This is a genomic window from Vibrio sp. 1CM7H, assembly GCF_023161645.1.
GTDB lineage: Bacteria > Pseudomonadota > Gammaproteobacteria > Enterobacterales > Vibrionaceae > Vibrio > Vibrio diabolicus.
Genome location: NZ_JALNTV010000003.1, coordinates 452,637 through 478,474, shown reverse-complemented (window position 1 = coordinate 478,474; position 25,838 = coordinate 452,637). Strand labels below are relative to the sequence as shown.

Annotated in this window: 20 protein-coding genes; 8 read left to right on the top strand and 12 right to left on the bottom strand. The window is 45.1% G+C overall.

Annotated features, from left to right (window positions below):
• From MSG33_RS14305 to fabB, 4 genes are all read right to left on the bottom strand, one after another.
• Positions 1 to 2,888: FimV/HubP family polar landmark protein (locus MSG33_RS14305; protein ID WP_248381316.1), on the bottom strand; the 2,888-nt coding region annotated here is incomplete at its 3' end.
• A 198-nt stretch (positions 2,889 to 3,086) separates the two neighbouring features.
• Entirely contained in the window at positions 3,087 to 4,100 is a 1,014-nt protein-coding gene (locus MSG33_RS14300) for an aspartate-semialdehyde dehydrogenase (protein WP_006741728.1), read from the bottom strand.
• Positions 4,097 to 5,230 (bottom strand): 4-phosphoerythronate dehydrogenase, encoded by a 1,134-nt coding sequence (locus MSG33_RS14295; RefSeq protein WP_104970073.1) that lies wholly within the window; start codon positions 5,228 to 5,230, stop codon positions 4,097 to 4,099. The genes MSG33_RS14300 and MSG33_RS14295 overlap by 4 nt, the downstream gene beginning before the upstream one ends.
• Before the next feature lie 341 nt (positions 5,231 to 5,571).
• A complete protein-coding gene (gene fabB, locus MSG33_RS14290) occupies positions 5,572 to 6,783 on the bottom strand; it encodes a beta-ketoacyl-ACP synthase I (RefSeq protein WP_006741726.1) in 1,212 nt (403 codons plus the stop codon).
• Positions 6,784 to 6,911: 128 nt separating this feature from the next.
• Here fabB and mnmC point away from each other — a divergent pair, with 128 nt between their 5' ends.
• Positions 6,912 to 8,930 carry a bifunctional tRNA (5-methylaminomethyl-2-thiouridine)(34)-methyltransferase MnmD/FAD-dependent 5-carboxymethylaminomethyl-2-thiouridine(34) oxidoreductase MnmC gene (mnmC, locus tag MSG33_RS14285; protein ID WP_248381315.1) on the top strand — a complete coding sequence of 673 codons (2,019 nt, stop codon included), beginning with the start codon at positions 6,912 to 6,914 and terminating at the stop codon, positions 8,928 to 8,930.
• A gap of 76 nt (positions 8,931 to 9,006) precedes the next feature.
• On the opposite strand, the gene MSG33_RS14280 is transcribed toward mnmC, so the two are convergent.
• The 3 genes from MSG33_RS14280 to MSG33_RS14270 all read right to left on the bottom strand — a co-directional run bounded on the left by MSG33_RS14280 (position 9,007) and on the right by MSG33_RS14270 (position 10,496).
• On the bottom strand, positions 9,007 to 9,531 hold the full coding sequence (locus tag MSG33_RS14280; protein WP_248381314.1) for an NADPH-dependent FMN reductase: 525 nt from the start codon (positions 9,529 to 9,531) through the stop codon (positions 9,007 to 9,009).
• Positions 9,532 to 9,676: 145 nt separating this feature from the next.
• The gene (locus MSG33_RS14275; RefSeq protein ID WP_005397926.1) at positions 9,677 to 9,940 is read right to left on the bottom strand and encodes a YfcL family protein; all 264 of its coding nucleotides are present in this window, start codon (positions 9,938 to 9,940) and stop codon (positions 9,677 to 9,679) included.
• Between the two features lie 25 nt (positions 9,941 to 9,965).
• Positions 9,966 to 10,496 carry an elongation factor P hydroxylase gene (locus tag MSG33_RS14270; RefSeq protein ID WP_005397924.1) on the bottom strand — a complete coding sequence of 177 codons (531 nt, stop codon included), beginning with the start codon at positions 10,494 to 10,496 and terminating at the stop codon, positions 9,966 to 9,968.
• Positions 10,497 to 10,829: 333 nt separating this feature from the next.
• Between MSG33_RS14270 and MSG33_RS14265 the strand changes: the two genes are divergently transcribed.
• Positions 10,830 to 11,453 carry a trimeric intracellular cation channel family protein gene (locus tag MSG33_RS14265; RefSeq protein ID WP_005397913.1) on the top strand — a complete coding sequence of 208 codons (624 nt, stop codon included), beginning with the start codon at positions 10,830 to 10,832 and terminating at the stop codon, positions 11,451 to 11,453.
• A gap of 84 nt (positions 11,454 to 11,537) precedes the next feature.
• On the opposite strand, the gene aroC is transcribed toward MSG33_RS14265, so the two are convergent.
• On the bottom strand, positions 11,538 to 12,623 hold the full coding sequence (aroC, locus tag MSG33_RS14260) for a chorismate synthase (RefSeq protein ID WP_005397911.1): 1,086 nt from the start codon (positions 12,621 to 12,623) through the stop codon (positions 11,538 to 11,540).
• A 179-nt stretch (positions 12,624 to 12,802) separates the two neighbouring features.
• Positions 12,803 to 13,735, bottom strand: coding sequence for a 50S ribosomal protein L3 N(5)-glutamine methyltransferase (gene prmB / locus MSG33_RS14255; RefSeq protein WP_005397909.1), 933 nt, complete (start codon positions 13,733 to 13,735; stop codon positions 12,803 to 12,805).
• Positions 13,736 to 13,798: 63 nt separating this feature from the next.
• Between prmB and smrB the strand changes: the two genes are divergently transcribed.
• Positions 13,799 to 14,329 (top strand): endonuclease SmrB, encoded by a 531-nt coding sequence (gene smrB / locus MSG33_RS14250; protein WP_012841540.1) that lies wholly within the window; start codon positions 13,799 to 13,801, stop codon positions 14,327 to 14,329.
• Positions 14,330 to 14,426: 97 nt separating this feature from the next.
• Here smrB and sixA read toward each other — a convergent pair whose 3' ends face one another.
• Positions 14,427 to 14,891, bottom strand: a complete 465-nt coding sequence (gene sixA / locus MSG33_RS14245) for a phosphohistidine phosphatase SixA (RefSeq protein WP_005397904.1) — start codon at positions 14,889 to 14,891, stop codon at positions 14,427 to 14,429.
• Positions 14,892 to 15,266: 375 nt separating this feature from the next.
• Between sixA and MSG33_RS14240 the strand changes: the two genes are divergently transcribed.
• A complete protein-coding gene (locus MSG33_RS14240) occupies positions 15,267 to 18,044 on the top strand; it encodes an insulinase family protein (RefSeq protein ID WP_248381313.1) in 2,778 nt (925 codons plus the stop codon).
• 168 nt (positions 18,045 to 18,212) lie between these two features.
• Entirely contained in the window at positions 18,213 to 18,467 is a 255-nt protein-coding gene (locus tag MSG33_RS14235; protein WP_193447008.1) for a CG2 omega domain protein, read from the top strand.
• Positions 18,468 to 18,529: 62 nt separating this feature from the next.
• Here the strand turns inward: MSG33_RS14235 and fadJ are convergent, their stop codons facing one another.
• Positions 18,530 to 20,641 carry a fatty acid oxidation complex subunit alpha FadJ gene (gene fadJ, locus MSG33_RS14230; protein WP_005394283.1) on the bottom strand — a complete coding sequence of 704 codons (2,112 nt, stop codon included), beginning with the start codon at positions 20,639 to 20,641 and terminating at the stop codon, positions 18,530 to 18,532.
• A complete protein-coding gene (fadI, locus tag MSG33_RS14225) occupies positions 20,641 to 21,948 on the bottom strand; it encodes an acetyl-CoA C-acyltransferase FadI (RefSeq protein WP_005394284.1) in 1,308 nt (435 codons plus the stop codon). The genes fadJ and fadI overlap by 1 nt, the downstream gene beginning before the upstream one ends.
• A 719-nt stretch (positions 21,949 to 22,667) precedes the next feature.
• Here fadI and MSG33_RS14220 point away from each other — a divergent pair.
• The 3 genes from MSG33_RS14220 to MSG33_RS14210 all read left to right on the top strand — a co-directional run bounded on the left by MSG33_RS14220 (position 22,668) and on the right by MSG33_RS14210 (position 25,542).
• Complete coding sequence (locus tag MSG33_RS14220; RefSeq protein ID WP_029836529.1) at positions 22,668 to 23,243, top strand: sigma-70 family RNA polymerase sigma factor; 576 nt, start codon at positions 22,668 to 22,670, stop codon at positions 23,241 to 23,243.
• Complete coding sequence (locus tag MSG33_RS14215; protein ID WP_139060708.1) at positions 23,236 to 23,967, top strand: DUF3379 domain-containing protein; 732 nt, start codon at positions 23,236 to 23,238, stop codon at positions 23,965 to 23,967. The genes MSG33_RS14220 and MSG33_RS14215 overlap by 8 nt, the downstream gene beginning before the upstream one ends.
• A gap of 297 nt (positions 23,968 to 24,264) precedes the next feature.
• Positions 24,265 to 25,542 carry an outer membrane protein transport protein gene (locus MSG33_RS14210; protein WP_085342876.1) on the top strand — a complete coding sequence of 426 codons (1,278 nt, stop codon included), beginning with the start codon at positions 24,265 to 24,267 and terminating at the stop codon, positions 25,540 to 25,542.
• Positions 25,543 to 25,838: the final 296 nt, after the last annotated feature.

Sequence of the window (25,838 nt, the reverse complement as noted above, 5' to 3'; positions counted from 1 at the left end):
TCACTGAACTCTGGCAGTTCGAGTTCATCGAAATTGAGTTCATCTTCTTCTGCTTCAGTAGCCGACTCAGTTTCAGAGCGCTCAGGCTCGACAGGCTCTGGTTCATCAAACGCAGGTTCGTCCGCCATGGACGCCAGTGCGTCTTCTTCACTGAACTCTGGTAGATCGAGTTCATCAAAATCGAACTCTTCTTCTGCATTGGTTGCCGACTCAGTTTCTGATGCTAGTTCTGAACTTTCTGGCTCACTTTTGTTACCCGAGTTTTGTTCTTGTTCTGGTTGAGTTTCACTTTCTAGTTCAGGCTCATCCAGTAGCCAATCTTCTTCTTGTGGCACACCAAATTCATTTTCTACTGTATTTGGTGTCGGAGTGAACGCTGGAGCGTCTTCTTCTGTCTCAACTTGAGGCGGCACTTTAGCATCAGGCTCTACTGATGCATCTTGCGTTGACTTAGAATTGGCATCCTCTTCTTGTTGTGGCGAAGATTCCTCTATCTCAGCTTGCGGCTCTTCAACTTGTTGTTGCGTTAAATCATCTTCAGTATCAAATAGTGCATCCAGTTCAGCAGAAAAGTCCGCTTTTTCTTGCTCTGTAGGCTGAAGCTCTTCACTGTCTGACTCAAACAAGTCGTCTAGCTCGCTCATTAAAGGATCGTTCTCTGGTGAGAGGTCCTCTAAATCACCCAGAAACTCATCGCTGCTAAATGGCTCTGAAGCAGTTTCTGGCTCGGTTAATGGTTGCTCTGGCGCTGTTTGTTGCGGATCTGGTTGACTGTCACTTAATAAAGCGCCGATGTCCAAACCAGACTCAATTTCCGGCTCTTCATGAGCGGGCTCTGACTCGGCTATTGAAGATGGTTTTTCGTCGCCGTCTGGTTCGCCAAAACCAAGTGAAGCGAGTAACTCTTCCTCTTGCGATTTATTCTGTGCAGGGCTTTCGTCCTCTCGAATCAGATCATCAAACGGGTCTAACTCAGTCTCAGTTCCTGTCTCTTCATCCAGTTCGGATGTAACGTCATCAATGAGTTCATCTAGTAAATCTGTGCTATCTGCATCTAACTCTTCAATCGAGTCATCACCTTCAAAACCAGAGAGTGCTTCTAGCTCATTCAGTGGGTCAAACTCGTCGTCTGTTTCATCTTCGTCAAAATCGATCAGTTCATCGAGTAAGTCCGTACTGTTTTCATCTAGAACGACGTCTTCGCTGGCGTCACCTTCAACTTCTGTCGACTCAGTAACAGGCTGCTCGTATTGAGCTAATAGCTTATCGATATCGTCATCAGATGCCTCTCCTGCGCTGAAATCATCATCCGATACGGGCTGTTTTAGTTCAGGTTCATCGGTATCTAGGTCGAAGTCGTCATTGCCAAGTTCCGCAAACAAGTCATCAAGCATATCCTGATCGACAGTGTCACTTGGTAACTCTTCTGACGGCTCATCTGCTGCAAGTAGTTCCGCAAACGCGTCGTCTGAAAGCGAGTCTGCTTTCTCGTTCGTATCATCTGAAAGATCGAAGCCAGCCTCATCGTCATCGAGCACTTCTAGTTCTGGAGCAACCTCATCTAAGGCTCGCTCCATCTCTTCTAAACCAAGCGCTTTTTCTTCGCCGTTAACTTGGATACCATTGTTCGATGACTCAAACTCATCCAGACCAACATCCAGGTCGCCGTCATCACCGATACCCGCAAATGGGTCATCATCCCCTTCTAGGTTGAAATCCAGTTCTTCATCGTCAAGGTTGGCAAAGACGTCTTCTTCTAAATCTGGCTTCTCTTCTTGTGTAGCCTGAGTATTTATATCTTCATCTGCGAACAACTCATCATCAAGTGTGAGTTCTTCATCCAGCTCGTCCGTCGCCGCTAAACCAATTGGCGCAGCTAATGGATCGGTTTCCTGCGGCGATTGCGCAGCAGGCTCTTCCTCTTTGTTTTTAGAACGGCGACCAAGCAACATCACAACCAATAGTGCCAGCAATGCACCTGGAATAAGCGCCGCTAAGCCGACAAGCCAACCATTAGACAAAATCTTGTCAATCGTACTTGGCTGCATGCGTTGTTGCTCAGCAAGGCGCTGGCGCTCTTCAGCAAGCAGTTTCTCGACTTCCGAGCGAATGCGTTCTTCGTCATTCAGCTCATTTTTCAAGGTTTCAACTTCGCTTTGCACTTCTGACAACATTAAGCGAAGACGATGGTTCTTCTCTTCCAATGACTCTAATTCACTTTGTGAGCCTTGAAGTTTGTCTTTTAACGCACTGACCTGCTTTTCACCCTGCGGAGAGGTGTTCACAGGTGGCGCAGGAATAACTGGTATTGTTTTTTGAACCGGTTTTGGTTCCGCAGCTACAGTGGTTTCTGGTTTAGGAGCAACAGGCTTGGGTTCTACTTTTATTTGTGGCTTTGGTTGCTCGGTGACGCGTTGCGCTGGCGTGGCTCTATTTGTCAGCTTCGGCTGTTTTAACTTAGCCTCGTGCGCCTTCATAATCGCAACAGCTTGCTCTGTAGTCGCGCTTTGCACTTGCTCTAGAGACGGTACTCGTAGTCGACTCCCTGGGATCAACTCATGAATGTTTTGGTTCTCAAACGCTTGAGGGTTAATTCGATAAATGGCAAGAAGCGTTTGTTGAACGGTAACACCGCGTGAAGGTCGTAATTCTGAAGCGATCGACCATAGTGTTTGATTTTCACCAGTCGGACCAAAGAAACGTGACGGCTGAGTATTTGCAGGAGGAGCAGGTAATGCTCGCTCAATATCTTCAGCATAGCTCGGAGATGATTGCACTTCACCAGACGGTCCAACAAGACGAATTCCTTCGGCTTGAACCACTGATGATGTCTGAGTCGCGCTCATCAACACAAGGGCTGCTAACAAACGCTTATAATTTTGACGCATAGAAGGCTCAGTTTTGTGCTAAATACAATTTGAAATGGTGATCGGTTAAATATATCGGATATCACATGCAAAACTATAGCGTTGAGAATAAAAAATGTGTGGCTCTCGCCATATTCGTACTAATCTCACACTATTTTGTTCCGTTCGTACAAAAAAGCCTCGCACAGTGCGAGGCTTTGAAATGAACTGGTAAGTGACTTAGTAGTAATCGCGGATCAGAACTTCAGCGATTTGTACCGCGTTAGTTGCTGCGCCTTTACGCACGTTATCCGCCACAACCCACAAGTTTACCCCACTGTGGTGGCTGATATCGTTGCGGATTCGACCAACCATAACATGATCTTTACCGCCCGCATCACGCACTTGTGTCGGGAAGTCATCACCGTGGAAGACTTCAATGCCTTCTGTTTGCTCAAGCAAGTTAACAACTTCTTGTGCATCGATTGGAGAGCGAGTCTCAATGTGAAGCGCTTCAGCATGACCATAGAATACCGGCACACGCACACACGTTGGGTTTACTGTGATTGATGGATCGTTAAAGATCTTCTGTGTTTCCCACACCATTTTCATTTCTTCTTTGGTGTAGCCATTTTCCATCATCTGATCGATTTGCGGAATACAGTTAAACGCAATCTGTTGAGAGAATTGCTTCTTATCCGCTGGCAGACCGTTTAGAAGCTTAGCCGTTTGACCTGCTAGTTCGTCAATGCCCGCTTTACCCGCACCAGATACGGATTGGTATGTAGATACGTTAATACGCTCAATACCCACTGCATCGTGAATTGGTTTTAGTGCCACCAGCATTTGAATGGTCGAACAGTTTGGGTTCGCAATAATGTTACGGTTACGAAACTCTGCAATCGCTTCTGGGTTTACTTCTGGCACAACAAGAGGAATGTCGTACTCGTAACGGAAGTGTGAAGTGTTGTCGATAACGATAACACCTTCATCTGCCGCGATTGGCGCCCATTTTTCAGATAGCTCACCACCAGCAGAGAACAACGCAATATGAGCTTGAGACCAATCAAACTCTTCAACGTTCTGTACACGAACCGTTTTGCCATTAAAGCGATAAGTCTTGCCTTCGCTACGCTCACTTGCCAATAAGTGAATGTCACCCACTGGGAATTTACGTTCTTGAAGCACTTCTAAAATTGTTTCACCGACCGCACCGGTCGCACCTAAAATGGCAACATTATATTGCTGGCTCATTGACTTACCTCAATCTGAAAACCTAGTTCTGCTAATGGAGCAAGGTTACATGTTTTGTTACCCACTAGCGTGACAGCGCTGTATTCACGGCGATCCCAGTAGTTTTTACGCATCAGGTCAAAAGCACCTGGCTTACTGATCTCACGACGGAAAAGAGCGTCATCTCTACGCACATCATAGATTAACTGCGTGATGTTATGCAGTGTTGCTTCATCCCAAGCTCTGTCCAATACCATAGTAGGAACAGGCGCGGTTGGCAGTAAATCGCTGGCATGCGCACGTAATTCGTTATTTAAGAACTCACAGTAGCTGTTGAAAATCATCGTCGTACCGCGAGCTTTCCCTTCCAAGCCGTAGCCTGCAACGTGAGGGGTTGCGAATGCTAGCAGAGGCAGAAGCTCCATATCAACCTCTGGTTCAAATTCAAATACGTCGAGTGCCGCTGTAAAACCATCGTTTTTCAAAAGGCGTTGCTTCAATGCCTCGTTATCAACGATTGGACCTCGCGCAGCGTTAATCAAAATCTGATCACTACGAAGCGAGTTTAAAACCGTTTCATCAATTAAGTGATGAGTTGGATATGGGCCATCTTTGGTGATTGGCGTATGTAGTGTAATGATGTCTGAGCTTTCAATCAGTTCTGTCAACGGAGTAAAGCTACGAGGATCACCAGCCTCTTGTTTGAATGGGTCATTGATGAGAACTTTAATCCCCATGCCTTTCAAACATTTCTCTAGGTAGCTACCTACTTGGCCTGCACCAATAATACCTACCGTCTTGTCAAATACCGAGAAGCCTTGTTGCTGAGCGAGCACCATCATCACGCTGAACGCGTATTCCGCCACCCCCACTTTGTTACACCCTGGCGCCGCAGTGAAGAAAATGCCTTTCTCTTTTAAAAGTGCTTGGTCAACATGATCCATACCTGCTGTTGCCGTACCAACAAACTTCAGCTTGTTTGCTTTGCTGATCAGGTCAGCATTCACTTTGGTGACTGAGCGAATCATTAGGGCATCAACATCCACTAAATCATCAGCCGTCAGTGTACGACCTGGTTTTAGAATTACGTTACCGAGTTGGCTGAATAGCTCTTCAGCGTACGGCATATTTTCATCAACAATAATTTTCATAGCGCCAGCGTTTTAACATCCATTTGTATGAGTTCGTTTATTCGCAAGATGCGAAACTAAAGCGATTGTGCCCTTTTCCCGAAAAATCTCAAGAAATAACCCTAATAAACCTCAAAGAGATTAGTTCCAAAGAAATCGTTTAACGGGAAGCAATGTAAAAAGCAGAAATTGAGAAAAGAAAAAGCCCGGCTAAATAGCCGGGCAAAGTTCCAGAACAAAAGGATCCTATCCCGCTCTCCATGGGATAGAGTCTGCGTCTGTTCGATCAGTGTGACTGATCAAGCTCTGGAAACTGGATTGTTGACGCTGTACTCACTCACGTGGCGCGCCAACAAATTCAGTTAACCTTGGTACTTTTTAATAACCAAAGTTGCGTTTGTGCCGCCAAAGCCAAAGCTGTTTGACATTACGGTTGTTAACTCTGCATCACGTGCTTCTGTCACGATGTCCAGACCTTGAGCTGCTTCGTCCAAGTTTTCAATATTGATGCTTGGAGCAATGAAGTTTTTGTCTAGCATAAGTGTTGAGTAAATCGCTTCGTGCACACCAGCGGCGCCTAGTGCGTGACCAGTCATTGCTTTTGTTGCAGAGATTGCTGGACTGTTCTCACCAAACAATTGTTGGATCGCACCAAGCTCTTTCACGTCACCAACTGGTGTCGACGTGCCGTGCGTGTTGATGTAATCCACACCGTCAACGTCTTGCATCGCCATCTTCATACAACGGATCGCGCCTTCACCTGATGGTGCTACCATGTCGTAGCCATCTGAAGTCGCACCGTAACCTACGATCTCACCGTAGATTTTCGCGCCACGTGCTAGAGCGTGCTCAAGCTCTTCGATAACCAGCATGCCGCCACCGCCAGAGATAACGAAACCATCACGGTCCGCATCATACGTACGAGATGCTTTGTCTGGAGTGTCGTTGTATTTCGTTGACAGCGCACCCATAGCGTCAAACATCATGGTTTGAGACCAATCAAGCTCTTCACCGCCACCAGCAAAAACAATGTCTTGTTTACCAAGTTGAATAAGCTCCATCGCGTGACCGATACAGTGTGCAGAAGTAGCACATGCAGAGCTCATTGAGTAGTTCACACCACGAATCTTAAATGGCGTAGCAAGACAAGCGGAAACCGTAGAAGACATAGTACGAGGAACCATGTAAGGGCCAACTCGTTTTACGCCTTTTGCGCGCATCGTGTCTGTCGCTACCGTTTGGTTATATGCAGAAGCACCGCCAGAACCCGCAACGATACCGGTACGATCGTTTGAAACCTGATCCTCTGTAAGACCAGCGTCTGCGATTGCCTGCTCCATTGATAGGTATGCATAAGCAGCCGCATCACCCATAAAGCGCATCTGCTTACGGTCGATGTGTTCCGCCGGGTTGATTTTTAGGTCACCCCATACTTGCGAACGAAGACCGTGTTCTTTGAACTGCTCAGATGCAGTGATGCCAGATTTGCCCGCTTTAAGAGACGCTAGAACTTCTTCGACGTTGTTACCGATACTTGAAACAATACCCATACCGGTGATTACGACTCGTTTCATTATGACATTCCTATAATTCAAAAATCCGCTAGATGATAACTAAGATAGTCAACAAAAGTGGTCAGCTTTCCCATAAATTCGTACAATCGCCCCATTCTTACCGCGCCAAATCACAAATTTGCACCATTATGACTTCAATAAAAAACGCAGAACTTGGTTGGAACGAAGCTGGTACTCCGGTTTCAGACCAATTTGATGATGTTTACTTCTCTAACGTAAACGGTCTTGAAGAGACACGCTACGTTTTCTTAAAACAAAATCATCTCCCAGAAAGATGGCAGGAATTTGACCAAAGACGTTTTGTCATTGGTGAAACAGGATTTGGCACGGGATTAAACTTCTTAGCAGTATGCCAGTGGTTTAGTGAGTTTCGTCGTCAGCATCCAGACGCAGCATTGAAAGAGCTGCATTTTATTAGCTTTGAAAAATACCCGCTAAGCCAAGCGGATTTAAAGAAGGCGCATGAAGCTTGGCCTGAGCTAGCTGAGTACGCGGAAAAGTTACAAAAACACTACCCTGCCGCCGTACCTGAGTGTCACCGCATTGTGCTTGAAGATGGCGCAATTACACTCGACCTTTGGTTTGGCGACATCAAAGACTGCATGCCGCAAGTCCCATACAACGAACAAGGTTTGATTGACGCTTGGTTTTTAGATGGATTCGCGCCAAGTAAAAACCCAGAAATGTGGAACCAAAATCTGTTCAACAACATGGCTAAGTTAGCCAAGCAAGACTGTACAGTTGCCACTTTTACCGCAGCGGGCTTTGTTCGTCGAGGATTGAACGAAGCAGGCTTTGCAATGAAAAAAGTCAAAGGCTTTGGCACCAAGCGTGAAATGATCGCAGGTTCGATGGAACAACGCGAAAAGCAGTCGAATCATCTTCCGTGGTTCAATCGCACGGCGTCCAGCAATCTTGATTCGATTGCCATAATCGGAGGTGGTATTGCCAGTGCAGCGTTGGCAAAAACGTTGGTTCGTCGTGGCCAAAACGTCACGCTTTACTGCAAAGACACTCAACCAGCCGAAGGAGCGTCGGGGAATCGTCAAGGGGCCGTGTATCCATTGTTGAACGGTCCTCATACTGGTGTTTCGCGTGTTTTTGCACCTGCATTTTTGTTTGCAAGACAATTTATTGAACAAGCTGCGGAGTCGGTTACATTCGATCACGATTGGTGTGGTGTAACGCAGCTAATGTGGGATGAAAAGTCTGCTGATAAGCTGGAAAAGATGCTTGCGGGTAATTTTCCTTCTGAATTGATTCAAAAACTGTCCGCCGACGAAACTGCGAATACTATCGGATTACCTATCGATATGTCGTCTGTGCACTATCCTATGGGAGGGTGGTTGTGCCCTGCCGAGCTAACGCGTGGGTTAATCAAACAATTAGAACAGACATCGTTACTCTCAACGAAGTTTGAACATCACGTTGAAGCATTAAATTGGGATGAAGAGCATCAGCTTTGGACACTAACGGTCAATGGTCAAACATTTGAGCACTCAACCGTTGTGGTTGCGAATGGCCATGAGTTCCAAACATTGAGCCAAACCGCTTCCCTGCCGATGGGACAGGTGAAAGGGCAAGTCAGTCATGCTCCGGCAACCGAAACGCTGAGTCAATTGAAAACGGTATTGTGTTACGACGGCTACATGACGCCTGTTAACCCAAACAATCAGCACCTGTGCATAGGCGCAAGCTACGATCGCTGTCACCTAGACTACGAATTTGATGAAAACGCTCAGAAGGATAACGCAGAAAAATTAGTTAAGTGCGTACCGAACCAAGAATGGCCAAAAGAGGTAGATATCAGGGGCAATCGATCTCGCCAAGGTATTCGCTGCGTGAGCCGAGATCACTTACCATTTGTCGGAAATGTGGGTGACTTTGAGACAATAAAAACGCAATACGCCAACTTACAAAATCAAAAAGCAGAAGAGGTAGAAACCGTTCATCAGTTCACTAACCTATTCTGCTTCTTAGGTTTAGGATCTCGTGGGCTGAGCTCTGCACCATTGTTAGCTGAAGTGTTGGCCTCGCAAATCTGTGGGGACCCGCTGCCATTACCTGTTGATGTATTGACCGAACTTCATCCAAGTCGAATGTGGGTTCGTAAACTAAGAAAAGGCAAAGCCATTACTGAGCTGTAAGAGTATCCTCTCGTTTACATTCCCGACGCAAATATGTGTCGGGAATCACTAACTCATTAAGTCACTCGTGTTGAAATTACTTCAGCCGTGCAATTGCCTGTTTCACTTGTTCTGCCACTTCCGGATTTACCGCCTCACCAGACTCCACGTCAAAGTTCTCGTAGAAGCTCGGTACAGATAGCGATGCTTTCACATCTGCTCCGAAAAATTGCGCGGAACCTGTTGCCGCTGCAAGAACGCTCTGTGCGCCACCCGGACCAGGAGAAGTTGCTAAGTAAACGACCGGCTTGTTTTGGAATACGTTGCGCTCAATGCGCGTTGCCCAATCAAACAGGTTTTTATACGCTGCTGGGTATGAACCGTTATGCTCTGCAAAGGAAACAACAATAGCGTCAGCCTCAGCCAAATCACGTAAAAATGCGACAGCACCTTCAGCTTGACCAATTTCTTTTTCTTTGTCTTCGCTAAACATCGGTACTTGATAATTGTTTAAGTCTAAAACGTTCACGTGAGCGCCTTCGACTTGGTTTGCTGCGTATGTAGCAAGTAATTTGTTGATTGAGGTAGAGCTGGTAGATGCACCAAATGCGACAATTTTCATGGTTGTAATCCTTTGTTCACGTTTTATGCTGATCAGAATAAAAGTTGAACAGTTTCGCTACAACCACAAAAATTTTATGGAGAGGTTCGAATTTTTCGAAGTAGTAAATGACTTGGACTAATAAATGGAGAACGACGTTCGGAGATTAAGCCTGAGCCTGCAGTTCTTGCCACAAGTCACTGACGATCGCGCGATCAGCTGGGCTTAATTCGGTACGAGCGTCTTCCAAACTGCTCTCAATGCGTGACTTCAGTTCAGTAATATCGCTAATGCCTTCTTCTTCACAAGATGCCGCAGACAAAGAGATGTGACCACGTAGATAACCACCAGCAAACAATTCATCGTCAGATGCTGTTTCAATTCGAGCATCAATCAGTTCCAGTAGTTTTTCTTCAAATTCAATAATCATGGTGTATCTCTGAGGTTATTTGAGGTTATTTAACGCAAAAGTCTGACGCTTCCAGCGGCTTGGTTTGGTAAAACGCACGCAGAGCATCCGAAAGCATTCTCACTCGCAAAGGCAAGCCAGCTTCCAAAATACCCAACACTTCTTTATGCACTTTCTGCATAAAGCCGAGCCTATCTGGTTCAAAATCGCCGTGTAGATTGTCACAACTCACCGTAAAAGGGAAGCCAGCACTTTGTGCCAGAATCCATTCATAAGCTTGCGGACGCACTTCAACTTTCTCAAACTCCGCTTGAACTTCTGCCGTGCGCCCATCGGGTTCATACCAATAGCCAAAATCTTCCAGCAAACGACGCTCTGGCCCTGCCACACACCAATGCGAGATTTCGTGTAATGCGGAGGCATAAAAACCCCGAGCAAAAATAATCCGATGATGAGGATGTTCATCATCAGCAGGAAGATAAATAGGCTCATCACCACCTAACTCCAATTTCGTATTAAATTGGTCTAAAAAGGTGTCATTAAAAATAGTGATAAGGTCTTGGTATTCGTGGGTCATCGTCGAGTTTGTACTTCAGTTTGACATGCGCTGGGTATTGTCGCTGTTTTTATCTATAAGGTAAAGATGCTCCCACAGTTTTGGTTATTAGTTGAATTTATCTGAACATCGCTTTCTCCATATAATTTCTCATTCGTCAGCGTACTCATTTGCTACTACACTCTCGCCTTATTTTGATGCTGCTCAAACTGCTGTTTTTTAAGCGGTTTGATTACAGGCATGTTGCTGGTTTTAATCACTTTTTAAGAATGATAAAACCTTTTGTAAGTATTGTTGCTGCGCCTACGATGATTCATGTAGAACGTAGTAACTTTTTACGTTGAGTGTCTCCCTATGTTGCTAAGTGTGTTGTATATCATTGGTATCACGGCTGAAGCCATGACAGGTGCGTTGAGTGCTGGTAGAAGAAAAATGGACTGGTTTGGTGTTATGTTGGTGGCCAGTGCAACGGCCATTGGTGGTGGCACCGTACGTGACATTTTACTGGGGCACTACCCTCTTGGTTGGGTAAAAAACCCAGAGTTCCTAGCAATCACGTGTGTTGCGGGTGTACTTACCACAGGCTTAGCTAAATGGGTGATTAAGCTAAAAGGTCTATTCATCCGCCTTGATGCGTTAGGTTTGATCGTGTTCAGCATCATCGGAACTAAGATTGCGATGGGCATGGGCTTACACCCTGGAATTTGTATGGTTTCAGCGCTAGTAACGGGTGTATTCGGTGGTCTACTCCGCGACTTAATCTGTCGCCAAACACCGTTGGTACTGCATGAAGAACTTTACGCTTCTGTCGCTCTTATCGCATCAGGAATGTACTTAGCGCTATTAGAATTTAATATTCCCGATGTAACAGCCACTATCATTACGCTGATCACCGGTTATATGCTGCGTATGGCTGCGGTACGTTTTAAGTGGCGTCTCCCTTCTTTCAATTTGGAAACGGAAGGCTCACTCCATTAACTTATCTAAACGCGTAATGAAAACACATTAAAAAGGCTGCCCATTGAGCAGCCTTTTGTCTCTTTATCAAGCTTATTTTTAAGCTTAAATCTTCGGTGTTTCAGTTGTTACGCCATGGTTTTGACCACGATGACGCAACAAATGATCCATCACCACAATCGCTAGCATCGCTTCAGCTATTGGTACGGCACGAATACCCACACAAGGATCATGACGGCCTTTGGTGATCAACTGAGTTGGCTCACCTTCTTTTGTGATGGTCTCACCCGGAACTGTGATGCTTGATGTTGGCTTAAGCGCAATGTTAGCCACAATGTCTTGACCAGTTGAGATACCGCCAAGAATACCGCCCGCGTGATTACTGCCAAAACCTTCAGGAGCAAGCGTATCACGGTGTTGACTGCCTTTTTGGTTTACCACATCAAAGCCATCACCGATTTCCACGCCTTTCACCGCATTAATGCTCATTAGCGCGTGCGCAATGTCGGCATCCAGACGGTCAAATACAGGTTCACCAAGACCAACAGGCACGTTAGTTGCCACAACCTGAATTTTCGCGCCAATTGAGTCGCCTTCTTTTTTCAGGTCACGGATAAGTTGGTCAAACGCTTCTACCTTGTCCACATCTGGGCAAAAGAACGCGTTGTTTTCGATTTCGTTCCAATCTACCTTGTCGATAGAGACATCACCCATTTGTGACAAGTACGCGCGAATCTCAACACCAAACTCATCTTTCAAGTATTTCTTCGCGATTGCACCCGCCGCCACACGCATTGCGGTTTCACGAGCAGACGAACGGCCGCCACCTCGATAGTCACGGATGCCATACTTTTGGTGGTAAGTATAATCAGCATGACCCGGACGGAATTTATCTTTGATGTCCGAGTAATCTTTTGAGCGCTGATCGGTGTTTTCAATTAGCAAACCGATCGATGTGCCTGTGGTTTTGCCTTCAAAAACACCAGAAAGAATTTTAACTTCATCCGGTTCACGACGTTGTGTGGTGTAACGTGATGTGCCTGGACGACGGCGGTCGAGATCGATTTGCAGATCTGCTTCTGTAATTTCTAACCCCGGAGGACATCCGTCTACGATACATCCCAGTGCGATACCGTGACTTTCCCCGAATGTCGTCACTCGGAAATGTTGTCCGATACTGTTTCCTGCCATTACTTCCTCAAGTTTTTATCGCTACGCCCTCTCAAACCAGAGCGCAACTGCTTTCCAATTCTTCGTGGATTCATAGTGGCTTTATTACGTTTTGATGTAAAGAGTTAATATCGGCGAGTTATGCATAAAAAAACACCGAGCATAAAGCTCGGTGTTTTGACGTTTAGTGCAAGACCCTATTAGTCTTTGTACAGTTTGAACTCTTCGGCACACTCAACCAGCTGGTCACGCGTTAGCATGAATACGCCGTGACCGCCGTTCTCAAACTCAATCCAAGTGAACGGAATCTGTGGGTACTGTTCCATCATATGAATCATTGAGTTGCCAACTTCACAGATAAGAATGCCGTTATCTGTTAGGTAGTCTGGTGCGTTTGCAAGAATACGACGCACAAGTTTTAGGCCATCCGTACCGGCTGCTAAACCAAGCTCAGGTTCGTGTGTGAACTCGTCTGGCAAGCTGTTCATGTCTTCTTCATCCACATATGGTGGGTTAGACACGATCAGGTTGTACTTCTCTTTTGGTAGGTCGCGGAACAAGTCAGAGCGAATTGGGAATACTTGCTGCTCCATGCCGTGATCTTGTACGTTTTGCTCCGCGACTTGTAGTGCGTCCGTTGAGATATCAATCGCATCCACTTCAGCTTCAGGGAACGCGTGAGCACATGCAATTGCGATACAGCCGCTGCCTGTGCATAGGTCCATGATGCGCGCAGGCTCTTCCACCAACCAAGGTTGGAATTCTGCTTGAATCAACTCACCGATTGGAGAACGTGGCACAAGTACGCGCTCATCAACGAAGAATTCAAGACCGCAGAACCACGCTTTGTTGGTTAGATATGCAGTTGGTGTACGTTCATTGATACGTTTTACTACACGCTCAACAATACGCAGACGCTCGCTGGTCGTTAGGCGAGAGTTTAATACGTGCGGAGGCACATCAATCGGCAAGTATAAGGTTGGCAGGATAAGCTGAACCGCTTCATCCCACGCATTATCAGTACCATGACCGTAAAACAGGTTCGCTGCGTTAAAGCGGCTTACCGTCCAACGAATCATATCTTGAAGGGTATGCAGCTCCGATACCGCTTCTTCTACAAAAATCTTATCCAAAATTGCCTCCGAAAAGCGCTACAATACTGCCAATAAAAGTTTATTAATGAAATTGTTTACCTAATGAGCAAAAAAGACACCGAACACGATGACGATTTCGCCTTGTTTCAGGAAGCAGTACAGGGCGTAAAAAAGTTGCGACAGGATACCATAATCCAGCAACCAAAAAAAAATACTAAGCAAAAAGAAATCAAGCGCTCCAACCGTGAAGCGAGTGATTCTGAGTTTTACTTCTCCGACGAGTTTGTCCCTCTCTTAAATGAAGAAGGCCCAACTCGTTATGCACGTGACGACGTCTCCACTTATGAAGTTAAACGTCTACGTCGCGGCGTGTATGTACCGGACGTATTCCTCGATATGCACGGCATGACACAACAAGAAGCTAAGCGCGAACTTGGTGCGATGATCGCCTACTGCGTCAAAAACGAGATTCACTGTGCGTGTGTGCAACATGGCATTGGTAAACACATCCTGAAACAGAAAGCGCCACTTTGGTTAGCACAACACCCAGATGTAATGGCTTTCCACCAAGCGCCGCTAGAATTCGGCGGTGATGGTGCGTTGTTAGTTTTGCTCTCGATTCCAGAAAAGTAACTAGCTCACTGTAGAAGCAATTAAACAAAAAGGCAGGAAATTTCCTGCCTTTCTTCATTCTATATCTAATGTTTAAATGCTTATTTGGTTTCGACGCTTATGGCGTAATATGCCACAGCACTTCACCGTTTTGCGTTTGTAGATCGTATTCAATACATACTAGACCTGATGTAGGAAACATCGGTGGTGCCATGTCTTTTACAAACTCTGAAGTGAGATAACCAACCAAAGGCAAGTGAGAGACAAGCAGAAGCGAGTCTAGTTTTTCCACTTCAATCAATGCACTTGCAAAATCAAATACATGCTCAGATTGGCCGTAAGGTGTAATATCTTCACAAGTTTCGATGCTTTTTGCAGCAAAATACTCGCTGATCTCTTGCCAAGTTTGTTGAGCTCTAATGTACGGACTCACCAACACTTTATCGAATTGCGCAAAACCTTGTTCTTTACAGGCTCTCGCAACCGCTTCTGATTCGACTCTGCCTCTTGGGGTCAATTGTCGTGCTGCGTCTGAATCTGCAAAATGCTCGGCTTCGCCGTGACGCATGATGAATATTTTCATGTTATTTCCTAGGGATAGCTAACGCTACCAAAAGGTTGACTGCTATCTTTATTAGATAGACGGGGCTAACTTTAATAATGACGAAACAAAAATACTGATATAATTATCTGTTCATTATACCAATTCGCTTGCTAAAGATAGCGACTTTCTTAACAATCTATTAAAAAGAATGTACTCAGTTCATCACAGTATTTAACTGTGCTATGAGTTCAGAGCATTCATTCAAACAGTTCTTCCCCATACGCAAACGCGATGGGCCTGTGCAGAAGTCTACGAATAACAAAAATACGGCAAGCAGTATTTGTCGAAACGCAAACTTTGCGCCCCCTAGCTAGGGGTTCATAATTACTGTAATGCGAAATCTGGAGACGCATCGTGCATCTAAGTCCTAACGATTCAAATCAATACCGCTACATTACCTTGAGCAATGATCTGCGTGTACTGCTGATTCATTCCGAGACAGCTCAACAGTCAGCAGCTGCTCTAGCAGTGAACGTTGGACACTTCGACGACCCAAAAGATCGCCAAGGTCTGGCACACTATTTAGAACATATGCTTTTTTTGGGTACGGAAAAATACCCTAAAGTGGGCGAGTTTCAAAGTTATATTAGCCAGCATGGAGGAACAAATAACGCTTGGACGGGTACTGAGCACACTTGTTTCTTTTTTGATGTTACTCCGAATGCCTTTGAAAATGCCTTAGATCGATTTAGCCAATTCTTTACCGCACCATTGTTTAACGAAGAAGCTTTAGACAAAGAACGCCAGGCTGTCGACTCCGAATACAAACTCAAACTTAATGACGATTCTCGCCGCCTGTATCAAGTCAATAAAGAAGTCATCAATCCAGAGCACCCTTTCTCTAAGTTCTCAGTCGGCAACCTAGATACATTAGGTGACCGAGAGGGTAAGTCCATCCGCGACGAAATTGTCGAGTTTCACCACTCTCAATACTCTGCCGATCTCATGACGTTGACGCTCTTTGGGCCACAGTCGCTCGATGATCAGCAAGCATGGGTAGAAGCCATGTTTGCCAATATCCCAAATCACCACCTTCGTGGAAAATCGATTGATGTCCCCATTAGCACCAAAGAAAGTACCGGGATTTTAGTTCAAGTTGAACCAATCAAAGAATTTCGAAAACTCATTCTCACCTTCCCAATGCCAGGGATGGATAAGCACTACGGCTTGAAACCACTCTCTTACTTCGCGCATTTACTCGGCTATGAAGGCGAAGGCAGCTTAATGCTCCAGCTAAAAAATGAAGGCTGGATTACGTCGCTTTCTGCGGGAGGCGGCGCTAGTGGTAGCAACTATCGAGATTTTACGGTTAGCTGCACACTCACCCCACAGGGTCTCAACCACGCTGACGACATCATCCAAGCGGTTTTTCAATACCTCTCGATGATCAAACAAGACGGGCTAGATGAATGGCGCTATCTCGAAAAACAAGCGGTGCTTGAGTCGGCGTTTCGTTTCCAGGAACCATCTCGACCAATGGATTTGGTTAGCCATCTTGTTATCAATATGCAGCATTATCAGCCAGACGATACCATTTATGGCGACTACAAAATGGCGGGCTATGATGAACAACTGCAGCGTTCGTTGCTGCAATACTTAACCATCGATAATGTCCGCGTAACCCTGATTGCAAAAGGACTGGAATACAACCGTACTGCCGAATGGTACTTTACTCCATATTCCGTCACGCCTTTTAGTGATGAGCAACGCCGCTTCTATCAACAAATCGATCCAAGCTGGCAGTTCGTCTTACCAGAAAAGAACCCTTATATTTGCTACGATCTCGATCCCATGCCGTTCGAAAATGGTGGTTCACTACCAGAGTTAATTGAAGATCTCGAAGGCTTCCGACTTTGGCATTTACAAGACGATGAATTTCGCGTGCCAAAAGGCGTTGTATATGTCGCTATCGACAGCTCTCATGCTGTTGCATCACCGAAGAACATTGTCAAAACTCGCCTATGTGTCGAGATGTTCCTCGATTCGCTAGCAAAAGAAACCTATCAAGCTGAAATCGCAGGGATGGGTTACAACATGTACGCTCACCAAGGCGGGGTTACCTTAACCCTCTCAGGGTTCAGCCAAAAACTGCCTCAATTGTTGGAAATGATCCTGCACCGTTTTGCTTCTCGAGATTTCAGCCCTGCACGCTTTGAAACCATCAAGCAGCAACTGTTACGTAACTGGAGAAATGCTTCACAAGATCGCCCTATTTCGCAGCTGTTTAATGCACTTACAGGGCTACTTCAACCCAATAACCCGCCTTTCGCAACCTTAGTCGAAGCGCTAGAAGAAATCGAAGTCGATGAACTCTCGGTATTCGTAGAATCAATTCTTGCAGAACTGCACGTTGAAATGTTTGTTTACGGAGATTGGCAGCGTCAACAAGCGCATGACATGGCGACGACCTTAAAAGATGCCCTAAGAGTAAAAGAGCAGCGTTATGAAGAGGCGCTCCGCCCACTCATCATGCTGGGAAAAAACGGCAGTTTTCAACGTGAAGTACATTGTAACCAGCAAGATTCGGCGGTCGTTATTTACCACCAGTGTGAGGATATTGAGCCTCGTAGCATTGCTCTATACTCATTGGCGAACCATCTCATGTCGGCAACATTTTTCCACGAGATCCGCACAAAACAGCAATTAGGTTACATGGTGGGCACTGGCAATATGCCACTTAATCGTCATCCGGGTATTGTGCTTTATGTGCAGTCACCCAATGCAGCGCCTGCCGAGCTGGTTACCTCAATCGATGAGTTCTTAAATGCCTTTTATATGGTGCTGTTAGAACTGAACGATTACCAGTGGCATAGCAGTAAGCGCGGCTTGTGGAATCAAATAGCGACGCCGGACACCACACTGCGAGGTCGTGCTCAGCGTCTTTGGGTTGCAATAGGAAACAAAGACACCGAGTTTAACCAACGTGACAAGGTACTTGCTGAACTGAAGAAATTGACCCGAGCAGACATGATTCGCTTTGTCGTTAATGAGTTGAAACCTCGCACGGCAAACCGATTGGTCATGCACTCTCAAGGGCAATCGCATTCAGACGCTCCGCGCATCCACTTAGGGCAAGAAATTGGATCGATAGAAGAGTTCCAACTTAGGCCAAAAGATTGCGGCTTAGGATGATCTAATTGCGCAGTAATAAAATTATCGATTAGTAAGTATATACCTACAAACCAATGAGGTTGTGGGTCTCATAAATAGAATCGACACCATAATTGGCAGAAAATTGAAATTACGCCATTGCGGCTTATGCTCTAATTACCACACTAAAAATAAATTAATGAGGTAATCATGAAGAAAGCACTACTACTTGCGGCTATTTTACTGCCACTGGCATCTGTACACGCTGAAATCTCGGTGAAAGGTGATGGCTTTGAGCTAAGTAACGACTGTGTCCGCCTAAGCGGAGACAATGTTTCTATCAAATCAGATGATTGCTCTTCAAAACAGTGGAAAGATAAAGACAACAAAGGCAACAGCAGCGTTCACGGGGACGACAACCCAGGTAAAGGCCACAATAAAGATAAGAAAGACAAGAAGAAGTAACTATTTCTTATTTATGAAAAAGGCTTGCCGCTGGCAAGCCTTTTTCTTTACCGAAGCAACGCTTAATAGAATGTGGTTCCTTCTCCAGCTCGAGTAAGCAAACCATCACACGGTGCGTAACGATCGCCGTACTTCGATGCAAACTCATTCATTTTCTCAACCAGTTCTTTAATGCCAAACTGATCCATATAACGGAATGGACCGCCCAAGAATGGAGGGAAACCAATGCCAAATATTGCACCAATATCACCATCACGTGGCGAGCGAATGATGCCATCATCCAAACAACGTACCGCTTCATTCAGCATTGGTAGTACACAGCGTAGCGCAATATCGTTATCACTCAACTTAGATTCAGGGTCGAGCTTAAGCAGCTTGTAGATGGATTTATCGACTTCTTTCTTCTTACCTTTGTAAGTGTAGAAACCTTTCCCGCTCTTACGTCCTTTGCGACCGTCATTCAATAAGATATCGAACACGTCAGGGCCTTTGAATCGCTCACCTAACTCGTTGACCAGAATCGGCATGATCTTCGCGCCAATGTCGACCCCGACTTCATCCAGTAAGGTAATCGGGCCGACAGGGAAACCAAAATCAAGCAACGCCGTATCAATCTTTTCGATCGGTTCGTTAGCCAGCAGAATATGCGCCGCTTCGTTCATGTATGGCGCAAGAATGCGGTTCACATAAAAGCCCGCTTTGTCTTTCACTACGATCGGGGTTTTTCCTTGCTTTTTAGCAAGTGCAACGACTGTTGAAATGGTTTCATCTGAGGTCGTTTCATGCGGAATCACTTCCACCAACGGCATTTTTTCTACCGGGCTGAAGTAATGCAAACCCACTACGTTTTCTGGACGCTCCGCTTTTTCTGCAATTTTGTGGATTGGTAACGAAGAGGTATTGGTCGCAAAGATGGTTTCCGGCTTGGCATTCGCTTCAATATCCGCCACCATTTTTTGTTTAAGATCTAAGTCTTCAAAAACGGCTTCAATTACGACATCAATATGATTAAAGCTGGTAAAGTCGACACCGCCAGACAATTGCAACATTTTCGCTTGCAGATCGGCTTTTGATAGAATGCGACGTTTACGCTGTTTCTCGAATAACTTGTAGTTGTAGTTGAGTGCGTTTAGAACGCCATCGTTGCTGACGTCTTTGATGCGGACAGGCACCTTCGCTTTTGCAACAGACACATGGCTGATTCCTGCGCCCATCAAGCCACCGCCAAGCACGCCAACTTTATGAACTGGCGCGGGTTTCGCATCCGTACCATTTTCTTTCTTCATTTCCGTTGTCGCAAAGAAGATAGAACGGAGCGCTTTTGATTCAGAGCTCATCACAAGCTCACCGAAGCGTTTCGCTTCAAGCTCTTGTCCTTGGGCGAAACCTTTCTCTAAACCATGCTGAATAACGTCTAAAATCGCGACCGTTGCAGGATAGTTACCACGGGTTTTCTGATTGGTTTTCTTCGCTGCCTGTTCAAACACAAACTTGCGCCCTAACCCGCTACCCGACATCACTTTTTCTTTCGTCGATAGCTTTTTCGTACCCTTGTTTTTACCTTTGTCGATAAACTGTTTAGCTACGTCGAGCAAAATGGTGTCTGGGACACAGGCGTCAACCACACCCAGCTTTTTAGCTTTCTTTGCGCGAAGCTGTTTACCCGTTAAGATCAAGTCCAGTGACGGTAACAGGCCAATCAAACGCGGCAAACGCTGCGTACCGCCAGAACCTGGCAGCAATCCAAGCTGTACTTCTGGTAGGCCTAAACGCGTTTTATCTGAATCCGTACAAACACGATAATCACATGCAAGAGCAAGCTCTAAACCACCGCCCAAACATGGACCGTGAATAGCGGCAACCACAGGATATGGTAAGTCCGATAGCTGCTGGAATAGCTCTTGACCTTGCCTCGCTAATGCTTCTGCTTCACTTGCGGTCGTGCACGCTTCTAGCATGCGAACATCGGCCCCCGCGACAAAGTTGTCCGGTTTTAGGGAATGAATGATCATCCCTTTGATGCCACTGGCGTCTTTTAGCTGAGCAAAGATTTCTTTCATTTCATCAGCAAAAGCCGCCTGTAGCGTATTCATTTTTTCATTAGGTACGTCAATCGCTAACCAAGCAATATTCTGCTCATCAACTTTTAGACTAAATGCTTTTTGCTCGCTCATTACTCAACCTCCAGAATCATTGCTGCACCAAGACCGCCAGCTGCACATGCGGTATTCAATGCAATACCGCCACCACGGCGTTTCAGTTCACGTAGGGTTTGCGTCATCATTCGTGCACCTGTCGCCGCGAATGGGTGACCGTAAGCGATTGAGCCACCAAGCACGTTAAACTTATCCATGTCGATTTCACCGATCGCTTTCGAACGACCTAGATTTTCTTGAGCAAACTTATCTGAAGCAAACATCTTCACATTCGCCAATGCTTGCGCAGCAAACGCTTCGTGCATGTCGATCAACGTCAGATCAGACAATTCCAAGCCTGTATTTTCTAGCACTTTCGCTGTGGCATAAGTCGGTCCCATCAGCATGTCCTTTTCCACACCGATCGCTGAAAATGCGTAGCCACGTATGTAGCCAAGAATCTCCATGCCAAGCTCTTTCGCTTTACCTTCGCGCATCAACATCACTGCCGCACCACCATCAGTCAGTGGCGTACTGTTAGCTGCCGTAACACTGCCATACTGGCGATCAAAGGCAGGTCGAAGTTTCGCGTACCCTTCTACGGTTGAGTCGTGACGGACATTGTTGTCTTCCGAAATCCATTTTTTGTATGGTTCGGGAAAAGCCGTCATAACTTCACCTTGGATCTTGCCTTCTTTCCAAGCTTGGGAAGCCAGCGTATGAGAGCGATGTGCTAGCGCATCCTGCTCTGCACGAGAAATACCATGCGTCTTTGCCATTTGCTCCGCAGTTTGTCCCATCGACAAGCCCGTCGAGTACTCGGCTACTGCAGGAGGCACTGGCATAAGGTCTTTAAAGCTCAAGTTTTTGAGGATGCTAAGCTTCTGACCCATTGTTTTTGTCTTACTTAGAGCAAGCAGATTAGCGGCCAGTTTCTTAGAGACTCCAATAGGCAGGACGGAAGAAGAGTCTGCACCACCAGCAATACCGATATCGATGGTTCCCGCCATGATGCTTTCTGCGACATTGACCGCCGCTTGAAAACTCGTTGCACACGCACGAGTCACACTGTAAGCATCAGTATGGATGTTCATACCAGTGCCTAACACGATTTCTCGTGCGATATTTGGCGCTTCAGGCATTTGTACTACTTGTCCAAATACCACTTGTTCGATTAGCTTCGGATCAATATCTGTTCGAGCAAGCATTTCGCTTACTACCATTTTCCCTAAATCGACCGCTGGCACTTGGCTAAATTCCGTGCTTTGACGAGCAAAGGGAGTTCGAAGCCCCGCGACAATAGCGACACGCTCACCATTGCGTGTTTTTACTTCCTGCTTGCCCATTGTTTCTCCTTAAATACAAGAGGTCTGACCTGATGCATTGTAATGAATTTGTTAAATTTATCAAACATGCGTTTAAATAAACGTGAAGCAAGTAGATCAATTACTCTACTTCTTTGATTCTTATGCGATTAATAATGATTAACTATAGAGAGTTAAAACGGTAAGAGGTATACGGAAGGTAAAATCGAAGCAAAAAAAAAACCACACATAACTGTGTGGTCGGAATATCTATAAAACAATTAACTTACGCCAATTGAAAATTAATCAGTTTCCTGATTAGGAGAAAGTAAAGTCAGCCTTCAAAAGGAAGTGTCATCTTGCTCAACATGTTAGTCGCAATGACTAACGAGATGACAAGATGTACTATAACCCCTTCACTGCTTGATATTTTGAAATAGATCAATTTTATAGTGATTTTACGAGCTTTAAGCACATCTAAAAGGCTCAGCGATGCAAACCTATTCAAAAATTCACCGCTAGCAGTCTCTTTTTATGTCCCATCGAATGAACTTATCCAAACCATTGATTACTAATGATGATATTGTTAACAATCTTTACCAATTCATGTTCGATGATATTTGGCATTTGCGTATACACTTTTAAGTAACCACATAGCTTATTGTGTCAGAGGTTATCTACGACACACGCTCAACCGAAACCGCGAGGCTATTGAAAAGTAAAGTCATGCTCAGAACAAATAAGAAACTCACAGAGCGAGGATGGAGGCTCCTGTGGCCATATTAAAAATGTTTGGAAAGAAAAATTCCAACAGTCCGGTCAACTCTGATATGGACAAGCAAAGAAAATACGAAGCGCTCGTCCGAGGGTACCATCGTGACTTATATCGCTACGCATACTGGTTGTGCAAAGATAAAGCGATAGCGGAAGATCTAGTTCAGGAAACCTGTCTTAGAGCTTGGAAGTCACTCGATAGTCTCCAGGATGAAAAAGCAGCCAAGTCTTGGCTCATCACCATATTGAGACGAGAAAATGCGCGCCGCTTCGAACGTAAACAATTTGATTTAGTTGATATCGATGATTACGGCAATGATGCTAAAGTCAGCGATGACCCACATCATCAGCAAGAATGGCTGCAAGCGCAGATCATGAAACTCGATGTTGAATACCGCGAGCCTTTATTTCTCCAAGTTGTCGGTGGTTTCAGCGGAGAAGAGATTGGCGACATTCTTGATTTAAATAAAAATACAGTGATGACTCGATTATTTCGCGCTCGTAATCAACTCAAAGAGATGTTGGATTCTCAAGATACTAAGAGAGGACAAAAGAATGGATGATTTAGAATTTCGTCGTCGTATTTTGTCGGATCCAAAACAAAAGGATGAAGAGATTCTGCAAGCTTTAGCTGGTAGCGACACCAACAATAAGTTTGTTGATGATGTTTTGGATCTCGACGTAAAAATTAAACAAGCCATGAATGTGGATGTACCTGAAGATCTCGCTGATAAGATTTTATTTAGTCAGACGTCGAGTGCACTTGATGAAGAGAAGGTCGTCAGACCAAACTTTGTGCGCAAAGCAATGGCACTTGCCGCTTCTATTGCGTTCACCGCAGGATTATTAGTTGGTCAAGTAAACTGGGGAAATGTTTTGGTTTCTCCAGCACAAGCCAGTTTAGCTGATACCGCGATGAAACACGTTATTCATGAAGAACCTTTTGTTCGTCATCTTGATGAGGATGTACCGAGCTCGCAAATTAATGCGAAAATGTCGCCATTTCATTACCAGTTTAGTGAAAGCTTTCCATATCACGTTTACTACCTAAACCACTGCGGTTTTGGCGAATCCAATGCGGTGCATATGGTATTCCAAGGTCCAAAAGGTAAAGTAACGTTATTTATTACTGGTATTCCTAGCGAACAAAGTACCGACTTTAATAAGGATGGCATGACCGGAATCGTTCAGCCCGTCGGGAGTTCAAGCTTGATTTTAGTCGGAGAAGAAGGTGAAAATATTGATGCTATCGCTACGACTCTTGCATCAATGATTAAACCGATGTAATAACTTCGACGATTTCCAGCCTTCAAAAGGTTAAATGCCGCTAAATGATCTTATTTAGCGGCATTTTTGTATAAATAGAACACAAAACATTCACCCTTGCTATAGCATTTAGAGCTTAAACTCTAAATTATGCATTTTAAGTGTAATTTCCCGTCTTTTAGACATCATTTCTGCAATTTTTATTCAATTTTATCCAATGGTCGGATTTGTCCAAGCAACTATTGATACTACTATCTGCGCCACTGAGCAAAAGCTCAATTTATCGTCCAAAGAGACGAATCTAATAAGGAAAAACAAATGACTCAGAACACGCGTCTGTTTAAAAAGACTCTCCTAGCAGTAACGGTAGCTTTTGCCTCAGGTCAATCGATGGCAGCGGGTTTCCAAATCAACGCTCAATCAGCAACTGGCATCGGCCGTGCATTTGCTGGTGATGCAGTAATCGCAGATAACGCCGCAGTAATGGCTCGTAACCCAGCAGCAATGGCTCTATTTGATAAAATGGAGCTTTCGCTAGGTTTCGAAAGCATTACTTCAATGATTGAAGTGAAAGATGCGAAATATTGTGGTTCAACGTGCCAAGTAGCACCAACACTGTTCAAGCCTGTCGACTCAAACTATGACGACGCTGGCGATACTTCTATTGCACCGAACATTCATCTAATCGTTCCTGTAAATGACAAGTTTGCATGGGGCGTAAATGCATACTCTAATTTCGGTACTAAGACAGAATTCGACAATAGCTTTGCGGCAAAAGAATATGGCGGCTTAACTGATGTTAAGAGCGTAAACTTTGGCCTTGCAGGTTCTTACCGTCTCAATGAACAATGGAGCTTTGGTGCTGGTTTAGATTTAATCTACGGCCAAGGTACAATGAAGCGTGAACATGCTGCAATAGGCACACTTGTCGATGTAGACGAAGCTGATGGTTGGGCTGTAGGTTTCAATGTTGGTACTGTGTACGAGCTAGATGAAAACAATCGATTTGGTCTTGCATACCGCCATAGCCCAGAAATGGAAGCAAAAGACGATAAAGGTCAAAAAATCACACTACCTTTACCAGATATGGCCGAATTCTCCGGCTTCCACAAAATCCAAGACACTAAGTTTGCTGTACACTACAGCATCCAATACATTGGCTGGGAAACTTTCGATCAAATCGAATTCTCTAACTTAAAAGGCTCTCCTCTTGGCTCATCGTACGATAAACAGTACCAGTGGCAAGATGGTTGGCACTACTCGATTGGTGGTACATATTACCTAAGTAATAACTGGACACTTCGTGCTGGTTACATGTACGACACGAGCGCCCAAGCTGACTTAACGTCTGTTTCCGTTCCTGACTCGGATCGCCAATGGTTCTCTACCGGCTTTACTTATCACATTGATAGTAAATCAAATGTCGACTTTGGCTTTACGTACCTAATGGGTAAAGATGTTGAGGTAAATGAATCAACACCAAACCCAATGTACAACCCAGGTGACGCTCAAAGCCCTCAAAATATCTCGAGCTTGTCAGCAACAACACGCGCTGATGCGATTCTATTCGGCTTACAATACAGCCGTAGCTTCTAAGCGCTTCGCTGTTAGTTAGTAGAAAAATACTTTATATAAAAGGCTGGATTTCCAGCCTTTTTTCATATCTGCGATTTATTGCCCACTCAATTTGAGTGAACACGTGTATCTAAATCTCACAATTAGGACGCACAGCTGTTCGCTGAATTCCATTTACAAGCCCTTCACAGTTAGATTATTAAACCACCCAAACAACACTTGAAAGCATAATATTCCAAATGACTGCTTGTGCTGGATTTTCATTTCTAAAGTAAAAACTCTACCTTTAAACTTTCGTCCCACGTTATAAACAAATC